This window comes from Chlamydia sp. 16-02 (assembly GCF_042235055.1).
Taxonomy (GTDB): domain Bacteria; phylum Chlamydiota; class Chlamydiia; order Chlamydiales; family Chlamydiaceae; genus Chlamydia.
In genome coordinates this window covers 937,387-950,343 of sequence record NZ_CP114172.1, presented here as the reverse complement: position 1 = coordinate 950,343, position 12,957 = coordinate 937,387, and the positions used below count along the sequence as shown (strand labels likewise).

Here is a 12,957-nt window from a genome sequence, read left to right as displayed (position 1 = left end):
CTTTAACTACTTCTTGTTGTAGATCATTTAATGATTTTTCTTTAGAACTAGGAGTGCCCCCCCCCCCCCGATGAAGAGATTAACTCAATCTGTTTTTGGAACTTCTCACTAGCGCTTTCGAAATTATTCTTCGCGCGAACCATTTCTTGATTTGCATTTTCTAATTTTGATTTTGCTTCAGTTTTTTGAGTTAGTAACTTCTTATGCTCATCTTGAGCTTTCTGATACTTGCTTACGATAGAATTTAAATTATCCTCAGCAGAAGCAACAACAGCTTTATTTTCTGATATGTTTTGCTTCAACTTAAGAACTTTTTCCTCGTCGATATATTTCTTTACGGGAACAAATCCACTAGCACGAGCTTTAGAAATAAGAGCTCTGCAAGTTAAGCAGCTAGCTCCAACAGTTAGCAACAGGAAACCAACAGCTACAGATAAGCCTATAACCAAGATGGAATACATCATACCCAGCTCAGCTCCAAAAAGCACGACACCTACTATACCCGCTGATAAAATAAGTACACCGAGGAGAATAGAAATAATGTTAGCAACTTTACGAGCTCTTGACTCACTAACATCACAACATTGCGCGTCTTTTTTTTCTAAGTTAAGTACACAACATGAAGGTACGCACTTCATAAAATACTCATAGTTAAAATATTAAAATCGCAAACAATTGAAGCTCTCCTCTTTCTTTTATTGCAACCGTTTTATATGCAATAGTTTAAGAAACATAGAGAGTTGTCATGGGAAAATGAGAAGTTTTTAGGTAAATAATTTTTAAAAACAGGCAAAGAAATCGTCGTGAGATACGTAAATGATCAAGTTTAAGAAGGTTTTGGAAGGCAAAGTTGTTCCATTTAGTTTCTGGAACAACTTATGGAAAAAATTAAATTATAGAATTAGGAAATAAGAATACTTCTAGATATATTTTTTAAAAAATAATCTGAATAATTGCGGGATATTATTAAAATAAGTGTAAATACGTTTGGAAGATTATGAAAGAATTGCTCCAAAATGACAGGTGTAATTCTAAAAATTTATTATAAAAATGGCTTAAGAATCTATTGAAATATTTTCCTTTTCCTCAGGTAATGCCTGCATCATCATCTGCAAACAGATTTCCAGTTTCTTTGCCTTTTCAACAAGTTTTTCTAGTTTCTCATTTCTTTCTTCTGATTCCTTTATACCCCCAAGTCTTTTCTGTAATTCCTCTATCTCGGCTTCAAGATGAAGAATTGTCCAATCAACAGCATCTAATTGTCGCTCAGTTGGGTCTTCCATTTGATTAACATAATCCTCACTGTAACAATTTTCGGATTCCAATTGTTTAGCAAGGGACTCTCTACGTGTAATGTATCCATCTAACATGCTAGAAGGAATCGCCCCACAATTAACTGCCGCAACAAGTTTATTATCGTAATCATTTAGCAGCTGATTGAAAAGCATTAGAGTTTTTCTTGATTTTACAAGTTCTCTTTCCATTTTTCTAATTGTCTCAGATTGCTTTTTGAGCTCTATTTTAGTGTTTATTTTGAAGCAATCGTGTTCAGATTGTATGTTCTTAATCCTACTTTCATACTTAGCAGTTATCAGGTCTACTTTATTGAGATTTACTTCTTTGACTATACATAAATTATTTTCAAAATTCTCTCTTTCTTCTCTACGCTTTATCTCCTCCCGTTCTAACTTTTGTTGAAGAATAGAATTTTGCTCAGTTAAAATTGCTAACTGCTTAATCTGATTTGTCATATCAGCATTTTTATAATCGTCATCCGATAAAAACTGACGCAATCTATTAATTTCTTCCTGTAGAGACTCCTGGTCTCCAGTGGATAAATTCTTCAAATCAGCAAGTTCCTTTTCTAACTCCTGAATACGCTGTTCCTTATTTTCCACCTCTAAGCGAGCATCATTTAGCTGCCCCTCTAATTCTTCTAAAATACATTGAATTTGCTCGTTATTCAGATAATCTTTAGCTTCGCTGATAGATTTATCCGAATTTTGAGTTCCCTTATGCAGCTGTTCGATACGAATTCTTAACTTATCTCTTGAACTAGTTCTTTCTTTATGTAGTTCTTCTATTTCCTTTTCTAATCTCTCAATAGTCTGTCTATCAGAAGAACCTCCCGATTTCAGCTCTTGAAGATGTTTTTGCAACTCACTCACGAGCTGTTCCAACATACCTGCAAGAGAGTCTGATAAAGATATGTATTTTTTTAAGAGAAATTGAAAAGTCTGGTATGTAGAAATCAGATTCAGAGAATCTAAGAATTTTTCTTTTTGATCGATTTCTTTATTGAAATCTTCAACAATAGCTAACGCTTTCTGATAAGCTTTTTCAGCCTCTTCTAACGTCTTCTTACTAACAGTTAAGGCTTTTTTAAGCCCAGAAAGGTCACCCCCCCCCCCCCCAGACGAAGAGCTATCCTTCTGCAGCTTTTCTAATAGAGAATTCAGATCAGTACGCGCCTCTGAGCATTTCTTACTGGCTATTTCTAATTCTTTAGAAGCTTGATTCTTATCGCTAAGCAATCTCGCATGCTCAAATTTGTTCTTATTGTACTCTTCAATTAACTTCAGTAATTTCTTTTCCTCTAGATCAATTAAAGTAGCTGTCTCAGAAATTTCCTGTTTGATCTTGGAAATTTCTGAGTTATATTTAGTTGATCTATTTGTGACCATTGCTCGAGTTTTAGACACTAAAGTACGACAACTCAAACAACTAGCACCTATAGTCAAAAGTAAAACACCTACGCATACAGAAACTCCTAGAGTCGTCATAGTATAAAGAGTCCCAAGCTCAGCTCCAAAAAGAACGGAGCAAACCAAGCCTGCAGCTAAAATAAGTAGACCGATAACAATAACAATTATGTTAGCTACTTTGTGGGCTCGAGATTCATTAAAACAACAATGCTGCACACGAACTACATCTATAAGATTAAAATCACGTGAAGGCACACTTCTCATAAAATATTCACCGTTAAAATAATAAAATCCTAATAATTAAAAGCGTCTCGTTTTTTTCGTTGCAACTACTTTATCTTAAACAGGTTAATTAAATAATTCTAATTGAAAAACATCTAATTATATGACTAAGAATATTAAAAAAACCCATGAGTAGAGAGTGTTTTAATCCATATCATCCAGGATCATTTGAACCATCTTTTGCTGTTCCGGAGTTAGGGAGCTCATTGTTTCTTTTAAAGAAGCTTGCAATTTTTGCATATCTTCAGTAAGTTTCTGGAGCTTTTCTTGGAGTTGATTAGAATTTGTTAAACTCTTGAGATCTTCCTTTAGAGTTAATATATAATGCTTAAGATTCGCAATTTCATTTTGAGCGTCACATAATTCTTCTTCGAATGTAGCATCCAAGTATACAATATCCTTTCGAGAATAAACTTCATTTCCAAGTTGAATTTCCTTAAGAACAGCTTTGTCTTTTATAAATTGTTCCAACAATACAGGTTCTACTTGAAGTAGGTCTTCATAATGCTCAATCACGTGATCGTATAAAACAAGGGTAGTTTTAAGTTTTTTTAATTTTAATCTTAAACCCTCAACTAATTCATCGTTTACTTTCTGATCAAATGCTTCGTGAACCATCCGAAGTTCATCTTTAAGTAAACAAAGACTACGCTCTAAGCCGTCTATTTCTTCTTTATATCTTAATTTTATCTCTTCAATCTCCAACGTATGTTGAGCATCTAATTTTTCTAGTTCTTCCTGATAAACTTGTCGTATCTCTATTAATCTATCCTCGTAAACAAAAGCTTCTTGCTTACGCCTTCTTTCAAGCTGATCTAACCTTTGTTCAAGAATAGCATTTCTTTCTGTCAAAACTGCTAATCTCTTACTTTGATCGACTAAATCGGTTATCTTTTGATTATCTTTCGAAGAGAGCTCACGTAATCTATGAATTTCATCCTGTAGAGACTCCTGATCTCCTGTAGATAAATTCTTCAGATCGGCAAGTTCCTTCTCTAAATCCTGAATACGCTGTTCTTTATTTTCTATTTCTGCTTGAGCTTCTTTTAGCTGCTTCTCCAGCTCTTCTATGATGCACTGGATCTGCTCAGAATTCAGTTTGGTTTTCCCAGTAACTTCTCCGGCTTCTTTTGTTTCTTTGTGAAGCTGCTCGAGACGTATCCTCAACTCATCTTTTGAACTACTTTTTTCTTTACGTAGTTTCTCTATTTCTTTTTCTAATTTCTCAACAGCTTGTTTATCAAAAGAACCTACTGATTGCAGCCCTTGAAGGCGTTTTTGCAATCGTTCTTCTTCCTCTTGAATTTTAAAAAGACGTATTTGTAATTCACCTATAAGCTGTTCTAAAAGATCGATAATGAGGGATTGAGAAGAAATTTGTTTTTTTAATAAAAACTGGAAGTCTTGATAGGAGGAAACTAAATTTAACGCCTCTAAGGCCTTTTCTTTTTCATGAAGGTTTTTATTGAGATCTTCAACCACAGCAAAAGCTTTCTGATAAGCTTTTTCAGCCTCTTCTAACGTCTTCTTACTAGTAATTAAGGCTTTTTTAAGCCCAGAAAGGTCACCCCCCCCCCCCCCCCGACGAAGAGCTATCCTTCTGGATCTTTTCTAACAGGGAATTCAGATCAGCACGTGCCTCTGAGCATTTCTTGCTAGCCATTTCTAATTTCTTAGAAGCTTGATTCTTACTTCCCACCAAGCTCTTATGCTCAAGTTTAACCTTATTATATTCATCAAAAAGATGAGAAATATCCTCTTCAGCCTTGACGATAATCTTTTTAGTTTCTGTTATCTCTTGCTTGATCTTTGAAATCTGTGAATCATATTTAGGCAGGTCCTTCCCATCTATTTTACGCGTTTTAGAGGCTAAAGCACGACAGTTTAAACAGGTGCCTGAGGTTAAAAGTAAAATACCCACAGCCACAGAAGTCCCCAAGACTATCATAGTATAGAACATGCCAAGCTCAGCGCCAAAAAGAACCGAGCAAACCAAACCCGCTGCTAGGATAAGCAGTCCTACGATAATAGCGACTATATTAGCAACTTTATGGACTCGAGATTCACCGAAACAACAACGCTGCACACATGTTAACTCTACATTAGAGCGGCATGAAGACACATTCCGCATAACTCATTCACCGTTAAAACAATAAAATCCTAACAATTAAAAACTTCTGACTTCTTTCATTGCAACTACTTTATCTTCAGAGCGTTAAGTAAACATTTTGAATTATAATATGAAAAAATAACATTTACTCTGGAATGGGACGAGATTGTTGCGGGATTTCGTGAAGACAAAGAACTCTGTCTGTCAATGAAATTTAGTTATTCTCAATGAGTCTTGCGATTATTTCTTCTTAGATTTTTTTGGCTCATTTAACTCTTTTCTTAAGGCTACTATCTGTTCCTCAAGTTCGGTGATTTGTTGCCGCGCATCATCCAGTAATAGCTGCGCTGACACATCTAGACTGCGTATCTCATCTCTAGTAAAATGTTTTTTGAGTTCTTGCTCTCGAATATTCTCATTTTCTTCGATAAAGTCCGCCAAAATATCTGAAGGAGCTTCTTCCTTAAATATCCCTCGATAACGATCAATCATCCGATTATATAGAATCGATGTGTTTTGTAATTTTGAGATTTCTAATTTTAACTTATTAATCTGTTCGTTTTTTTCTTGATCCGCCTTCTCAAATCTTCTTCTGAGTTCTTCCTGTCTTATTTGTAGTTGCTGTAGATCATGGCTATGATTCAATTTCATCTGATCGATTTGGATTTGATAATCCTGAGCTAATCTATTCTGTTCTTCCTCATGTAGCCTATGAATCTTCAATAACCCATTTTCATAATTAGCTTCTTCTTGAACACGACGCTTCTCAAGTTGCTCTAACCTATGTCGCAGAATGGAATTTTGCTCCATTAAAACCATTAAGCTCTGTCCCTGCTTTATCAAATCGGTCATCTTATGATTATCCATCTCAGAAAATTCCATTAATTTTCTTATTTCATCTTGCAAGTTTTCACGTTCTAACTTCGATAAACGTTGTAAATTAGAAAGCTCTTCCTCTAATTCCTGAATGCACTTTTCTTTATCTTTTATCCCTAATTGTGTGTAGTGCAACTGCTGCTCTAACTCCATCACAATGTGGCACAGTTCCTGATTATCTATTCGACCTCTAGCACCATCGACTAGCTTATCTGTATCCCATTTTCCCTTGTGTAACTGTTCTAATCTCTCTTGCAGCTCTTTCTGAGACTCTTTCTTCTCTCGGTTTAATAGATCTATTTCTTTCTTTAATTTCTCAATAGCTGCTTTATCAAAAGAATCGCTAAAATCAGAACCTCCTGATTGAATTTGTTGAAGACGTTGTTTTAGCTTCAGTTCTTCTTCTTGAATTGTTCTGAGATGCGTCTGTAGATCACAAACTCTATGTTCCAAAATATCGATAAGTGAGGAACAGGAAGAAATTTGTTTTTTTAATAGGGATTGGAAATGCTGGTAAGAGGAAACTAAATGTAAATTTTCTAAAGATTGTTCTTTTTGATGGATATCTTTGTTGATATTTTCAACAGTGGCTAGTGTTTTTTGATAAGTAGAAAATGCGTTCTCTAGTGTTTTCTTGCTTGTAATTAAGGCTTTTTTAAGCCCAAGAAGGTCACCCCCCCCCCCCCCAGACGAAGAGCTATCCTTTTGGATCTTTTCTAACAGGGAATTCAGATCAGCACGTGCCTCTGTATATTTTTCATTGACCTCTTCTAATTTCTTAGAAGCTTGATCTTTCTTCTTAAGTAATGTCTTGAGTTCAAGATGTACCTTCTTGTATTCTTCAGACAACTTAAGCAACTTTTTTTCCTCCTCTTCTATTTGAGAAGTACTCTTAAAGATCTCTTGCTTTAACTTAACAATTTTCGCATCTTCAGCTGTCCTATCTATTCTATGTGTCTTATTAAATAAAGAACGAAAACCTAGGCAACTGGCTCCTATAGTCAAAAGTATACTACCCACAGCTATAGAAACCCCTAAAGTCACCATAGTGTAAAGCGATCCCAACTCAACTCCAAAAATAATAGTACAAGCTATCCCCGCCGCTAAAATAAGCAGACCAAAAATCATAGCAACTAGATTGGCCACTTTATAAGCTCGAGAATCAATAAAAGAATTAGATCGCGTATGAACTATATCTAAAGAATTAGAATTACATGAAGGCACGCTCTTCATAAATCATTAACCATCAAAATAATAAAATCCCAACAATTAAAAACTCCAACCTTCTTTCATTGCAACTATTTTATCTTCAATGACTTAATCAAAAAATTTAAATTAAAATAAAATGAATATATGTTTTAGATCAAAAAATGACCCTTAACAGCATTGGAAGAGTTATTGCTAATCTGAAAGTGAGTGTGAGATAAAAAAATGAAGTTATTCCACCCAGAAATGAATGGAATAACTAAAAAGAATAGAGCTTCGCATAAAGCAAAACTCTAAATTAAAGTTAAAAAGGATATTTAGTTTCTACCATCAAGAATGTCTTGAATTTTCTTCTGATCATCAGGAGATAAAGAACTCATCATCAATTGACAGGTTGTTTTGAGTTTTTCTGCTTCTTTTTGGGCTTTAATTAGATCTTTAGTCAAATCACTGGTATCTCTGGCATTCTTAAGATCTACTTCTAGTCCCCGCTTATCACCCTCAAGGCTATCTATTTTTTCTTTAAGCTCAACAATCTGTTTATTAGCGTCATCCAATTGTGTTTGTGTTAGAATCTTCTGGAATCCAGACACATCTGCTTTAGAATAATGGATCGCTCCCTCGGTTACATTTTGTAAAGTTACTTTATCTTTTTTAAATTTATCCAATTCACTGGCTTTTAGTTTTGTAATCTTTTCCTCATACGAACCGACCATAGCTTGATAGAGAACTAATGTATTCTTCAGTCTGACAATTTCCTGTTCTTTCGTATTTAGTTCCTGTTTCTTTTGTTCCAAGTCATTATTAGCAACGCTATACTTTCTTTCAAAATCATCCTTATCCGTCTCTAATCTAGTTTTTTCTTCTCTATTTGAGTTCCTCAGATCACTAAGCTTAACTTCATAACCAGATTTCAACTTCGTAATCTTAGTTTCGTAATCAGATTTTTCTTGTTTATGCTCTTTTTCTAAGTTCGACTTCTGAGTATCATACTCAGACCGATCTCTATCACGAGCTTGTTTCAATTCATTAACAATAGCTTCGTGTTTAACTTTTAAGTCGTTGATCTTCTTCTCATATTCAGCTTTGATCCCCTCTTTCTCTTGAGCATGAAGTTGTTTCAAACTATTTAGATGCTGTTGATGTAATATGGCATCTTGTTTGTTTTTCTCTTGGGCTTCTTTTAACTGTTGTTGGAGAATCCGATTCTTATCCTTAACAATGTTAACCTGATTACTAATCTCGGTTAACTGTAGAATCTTTTGATTAGCTTCTCTTAGCTGTTCAAGTAATTTTTCAATCTCCGCCTGCGATGCAGATCTTTCCTGCTCAGATTTAGCATTAGTATTTCTTAATGCTTCACGTAACTCTTCGATTTCTTTGCTCTTAGAGTCCACATTTTCTCGCCATGTACGAATTTCTTTTTCCAACTCGTCTATTCTACTTTCAAGAATACCACGAGCTCTATCTTCTTTAAGCTTTCTAATCTCATCATTTAATTGTTCAGAAACCTCTATTTTCTCTTGAACAAGCTGAGTAATTTTAGCTTCTAACTCTTTTTGAAGATCATCTTTTGATTGTCGAAGGTCCGCAAGGGTTTTTTCCAAATCTTCTTTTGCCGCTACATCAGCTGCATTCTTAGCTTCTAATTCTCGAATTCGTGCTCTTAGCTCAACTTCTTGGTTTGTAAGGTTAAGAATTCGTGTTTGAAGCTCAAGAATTTTCTCTTCTAGAGAATCAATAAGAACAGAGTAGTCTTTAACTTGTTTGGTTAATAACTGTTGTAAAGTCGTATATGCTGGGACGAGTAGTTGAACTTCTAAGGATTTCTCTTTCTCAATTACTGCTAGATTTGCAGCCTCGAAAGCAGATACGGCTCCTTGATAAGCTGCTTCGGCTGCCTCAAGTTCATTCTTAGCAATAGTGACGTCTCTTTGAAGAGAATCCCAACCTTTTGAAGAGGCAACCCCTGAACGACGCGAAAGATCCGCATCTAAAAGAGTTTGCTGTTTGATCTTTTCACTAACAGTGCCCAACTTGGTTCTTGCTTTCGCATATTTCTTGCTAGCATCACCCATTTCTTTATTAGCATCGTCTCGCTTCTTAACTAGCTCTTTGTACTCAGACTTAGCTTTTTCGTAATCTTCAAGTACCTTATCTAAATTCTTACGTGCTTCCTCGATACCACCAGAAGTAGAAACAATGTTTTGTTTTAAGTTAGAGATTTGCGCGTCATCAATGTAGCGACGTTTAGGCTCGTCTTTCTTCTCGATTCTGATTGTCTTTGAAGTTAAAGAACGACAAGTTAAACAACTTGCTCCTAAAGATAAAAGTAAAACACCCACAGCCACAGAAGCCCCTAGGACTACCATAGTGTAGAGCATACCCAGTTCCGCACCAAAAAGAACTGAACAGGCTAAGCCAGCAGCTAAAATAAGTATACCAACTATAATAGCAATAATATTGGCAACTTTATGAGTCCTCGACTCACTAATACAATTACGTTGTATGCACGTTCCCTGTGAAGAGTTAGGAGTGTGCAAAGGCACAGTCTTCATAAGTAACTCACTGTTAAATATTAAAAATCGCAGATAATTGAAGCTGTTGACTTTCTTTTATTGCAACCGTTTTATAAGCAGTTACTTACAACGTAAAAGATTGTGAAAAATAATTTGAAAAATAATCCCTTTGAGACTAGCCTGTTGAAGCATTTTCTCAGAAATTATCTAAATTGACATAGACCGTGGCCTTCTAGGTTTTGGTGGAGCCTCTGCTAGTTCTTCTCGAAGATGCTCTATTAGATTTCTTGCACCTTGCAAGTCTCGAGAAAGACGTAGTTGGACGTAATTCATGAGTCTAGCGCGTTCTTTGGCTTGTTGCAGTTTTTCGCGTAGCTCTTGTATTTGCAATCGTTGTTGTTCTATCTTTTCATTAGCCTCGTAAAGTTTTTTCGATAATTTTTGAACTTCCTCTTCATAAGCTAGGCTACTTTCAAAATGAGCACTTACCATTTCTTGTTGTTGATTTTCATAATCTTCTCTTACTTTTTCTAAAGCAGATATATGAGCATTGAGGTTTTTGATATGCTCATCAAATTCTACGTTTTGCTCATCCATTTCAAATTGTAATAACTCAATTTTTTCAATGTAGCTTTCCTTATCTTCTAATCGCGTCTGTAAAATGATCTCAATATCATTTTCTATTTCATTTATATAGCTGTCCTGTTCACGAATCGTATTTTGTAATCGCTGAACTTCTAACAGCAAATTCTTCATTGAAATACGATAGCCTACCCTTTCAGAGCTATCTACAAAGTCTGTTTTAGAAAGATAGGTATGAATATACTTTGCCCCTACAGTAATTAAAACTATCCCTATAAGAATAGAAGCAAACAAAAGAATAGAACAAAATATAGGTAAGGAAGAAGCGTAAGCAGCCAAACCAATAACATTTGCAAGGATCAGAACAATACCAACAGCAACAGCAGTGGTGTGCGATAGCAAACACTTTTCAAAACGGTGTATGGAAACTTTATTTGTAAAAATTTGATCAGAATGAATAGGGGAAGTTACACCGTTCATGGCATGCAAATACTCTCAATAAAAATATAGAAAAGCCTTAGTTATGATCTTCAGTATCATCGTCAGGACGAACTATTATATTATTAGTTATAAATTCTTGAATATCAGAAATATCTCCATGTAAAGCATTTGCTCTTTCTGTCAGGATATTTCCCGTAGGGATTTCTATTTCATTTCTATTTGTACTCTCGGTAATGTATCCCTGAAGATTTTCTATCTTAGATTTTAACGCCGTAAGTTTTTCATTCAGTTCTGCAATAACATCACGTTTTTGTTCTCTATTTGCTACATTATCAGTAATAAATATCTGAAGTTCGGAAATCTCCTGTTTTAATTCAGATACTTTCCGTGTTAAATTCTCAATCTTTTGATCTTTATTACGAAGGGCTTGTGCTTTTTCACGAAGCTGAGCTTGCAGTTGCTCACAATAGCTTCTCAAGCTTTCAGCAATAACCTTTTCTGCCTCCTGAGATTGCCGTGCAAGTACAGATTCGGAATAAAGCAACTCACTATTAATGCGGAATCTATCTATAATCGTATCTGAGCTTGCTTTATTCTCTTCTAAGACCCTTCTCAATTCCAATAACTCAGTACGTAAACGAGAAACTAGTTCTGCTAAATCTGAGCTTTCCTGAGCCATAGCAGCATACCTACGTGTGAGGCTATCTAACTCCTCCTGCTTGACCTTTAATAAATCTTGAATCTTAATAGATTCTTCATCCAATTGCGCCCGTAAATTACAGATAGCGCCTTCTTTTTCAGATAACCGATTTTGTAGATCTTGTAATCGCACTTGAAAATCTAACACAGTATTCTCAGATATAGACATCTCTGCTCGACGGGATCGCGCCAACCTAAAGATGATCGCGGAATGTGCTCCTCCTATAACAAGGAGAAGTAAAACTCCAAGAATAACCCCAACAATAATCCCGTTAAACACTGCCGACGCCTGAGCACCAAATAAAACAAGTAGGGCTATACTAGCTGCTATCACAGCCAATCCTAAAATTGTTGCAATGACAGAGGTAATGAGAATAATCTCCGGTTTATTGATATTATAACGACTGGAAGCTAATTGCTGCGTATGAGCAAACCCTAAGGGAAGTGAAGGTTTCATAAGTTGCTCGCCTAAACATAATAGTGTAATAAATAACTGATTCTAAATAGAATAAGTTGCAAATATTCAATACACCTAATGTATTTAATATCAAGTTATTTATTCTTAAAATAAAGAAATTCAACAATTTAATCCTGATTTATCCAGAATATAAAAAAAAGCTCCATACTTCATGTAGGGAGCCTTTTTGAAATTATCATACAAGGAATTATTTAGACGAGTTATGTTCCGAAGAAGTACTTGCCTCATCATCCGCATTACCTTCTTCCATAATCATATATTCAATATTCTGTTGACGAGTTGGAGATCCTAAAACATTATTAGCTTCAAACCAGTCCGCGTCTTCTTCCATCTCGTCATCACTAGAGGGCAGTTCTATCTCCATGCTCGCTTCTTCCAATCGAGATTCTAATTCACGCGATAGGTTATTAATTTCTTCTCTCGCCAATTGTAACTGCTGTTCTAGACTTGCTTTATCGGTTGCATGGCGATGCAGATCCTCACTAAACCTTCCCTCACTATATTCTGCTCTATTAAACTGCGAGATAATTTCTTCTCTAAGACAGTCCAATTCGAGTCTTTGTTCTTGTAATCGTCTATTTAAATTTCGTTCTACCACTTCTAAATTATGCACTCTTCGATTTAATGCTCCTGTTTCATATCGATGCTGACGCATAGAAGCACAAAGATGAAAAAGGTTATAAACAGCGACGCAGACAAGCAAAATAGATACGATTATAGTCAGGGTCACAAAAATAATATGAAGAGACCCTAATTTTGTATGAGAGGCGATACGTATAGCAACTTGCGCCCCAAAGATAATGAAGCTCAAGGCTATCGCTGTAATATTCACAATGCGATGGCCTTGAGGCCCACGTACAGTAAAACAAACAGGAAGTCTGTTTAAATTCGTGCTCGTGTAGTTAGAAACCCCATTCACAACTTCCTCTAGGATAAAATGAAAAACACATACGTATCAAGAAACATAAAAGTTTCATGTATAAGTGACGCGAGGATATTCAGAATAACTCCTGGATATCTCGATATAGACTTCTATCCTAAAATGATCGCTAAGAATGG

Annotated in this window: 9 protein-coding genes; all 9 read right to left on the bottom strand. The window is 35.4% G+C overall.

Going from position 1 to position 12,957, the window contains the following annotated elements; genetic code table 11:
* Positions 1–47: 47 nt before the first annotated feature.
* The 9 genes from O1W70_RS04100 to O1W70_RS04060 all read right to left on the bottom strand — a co-directional run bounded on the left by O1W70_RS04100 (position 48) and on the right by O1W70_RS04060 (position 12,817).
* Positions 48–638 carry a coiled-coil domain-containing protein gene (locus O1W70_RS04100; RefSeq protein WP_375797202.1) on the bottom strand — a complete coding sequence of 197 codons (591 nt, stop codon included), beginning with the start codon at positions 636–638 and terminating at the stop codon, positions 48–50.
* A gap of 417 nt (positions 639–1,055) precedes the next feature.
* Positions 1,056–2,969, bottom strand: coding sequence for a hypothetical protein (locus O1W70_RS04095; RefSeq protein ID WP_375797201.1), 1,914 nt, complete (start codon positions 2,967–2,969; stop codon positions 1,056–1,058).
* A gap of 162 nt (positions 2,970–3,131) precedes the next feature.
* Entirely contained in the window at positions 3,132–4,469 is a 1,338-nt protein-coding gene (locus tag O1W70_RS04090) for a hypothetical protein (protein ID WP_375797200.1), read from the bottom strand.
* An 82-nt stretch (positions 4,470–4,551) separates the two neighbouring features.
* Positions 4,552–5,118 carry a hypothetical protein gene (locus tag O1W70_RS04085; protein ID WP_375797199.1) on the bottom strand — a complete coding sequence of 189 codons (567 nt, stop codon included), beginning with the start codon at positions 5,116–5,118 and terminating at the stop codon, positions 4,552–4,554.
* 219 nt (positions 5,119–5,337) lie between these two features.
* The gene (locus tag O1W70_RS04080) at positions 5,338–7,206 is read right to left on the bottom strand and encodes a hypothetical protein (protein WP_375797198.1); all 1,869 of its coding nucleotides are present in this window, start codon (positions 7,204–7,206) and stop codon (positions 5,338–5,340) included.
* A gap of 290 nt (positions 7,207–7,496) precedes the next feature.
* A complete protein-coding gene (locus O1W70_RS04075) occupies positions 7,497–9,737 on the bottom strand; it encodes a hypothetical protein (RefSeq protein ID WP_375797197.1) in 2,241 nt (746 codons plus the stop codon).
* Between the two features lie 168 nt (positions 9,738–9,905).
* The gene (locus O1W70_RS04070) at positions 9,906–10,760 is read right to left on the bottom strand and encodes a hypothetical protein (RefSeq protein WP_375797196.1); all 855 of its coding nucleotides are present in this window, start codon (positions 10,758–10,760) and stop codon (positions 9,906–9,908) included.
* Positions 10,761–10,797: 37 nt separating this feature from the next.
* On the bottom strand, positions 10,798–11,877 hold the full coding sequence (locus O1W70_RS04065) for an IncA family protein (protein ID WP_332381139.1): 1,080 nt from the start codon (positions 11,875–11,877) through the stop codon (positions 10,798–10,800).
* 208 nt (positions 11,878–12,085) lie between these two features.
* On the bottom strand, positions 12,086–12,817 hold the full coding sequence (locus O1W70_RS04060; RefSeq protein WP_332381137.1) for a hypothetical protein: 732 nt from the start codon (positions 12,815–12,817) through the stop codon (positions 12,086–12,088).
* Positions 12,818–12,957 lie beyond the last annotated feature (140 nt).

Coding starts and splice junctions, on each gene's coding strand:
- O1W70_RS04100 (WP_375797202.1), bottom strand. CDS start 638: ATGAAGTGCGTACCTTCATGTTGTGTACTTAACTTAGAAAAAAAAGAC.
- O1W70_RS04095 (WP_375797201.1), bottom strand. CDS start 2,969: ATGAGAAGTGTGCCTTCACGTGATTTTAATCTTATAGATGTAGTTCGT.
- O1W70_RS04085 (WP_375797199.1), bottom strand. CDS start 5,118: ATGCGGAATGTGTCTTCATGCCGCTCTAATGTAGAGTTAACATGTGTG.
- O1W70_RS04080 (WP_375797198.1), bottom strand. CDS start 7,206: ATGAAGAGCGTGCCTTCATGTAATTCTAATTCTTTAGATATAGTTCAT.
- O1W70_RS04075 (WP_375797197.1), bottom strand. CDS start 9,737: ATGAAGACTGTGCCTTTGCACACTCCTAACTCTTCACAGGGAACGTGC.
- O1W70_RS04070 (WP_375797196.1), bottom strand. CDS start 10,760: ATGAACGGTGTAACTTCCCCTATTCATTCTGATCAAATTTTTACAAAT.
- O1W70_RS04065 (WP_332381139.1), bottom strand. CDS start 11,877: ATGAAACCTTCACTTCCCTTAGGGTTTGCTCATACGCAGCAATTAGCT.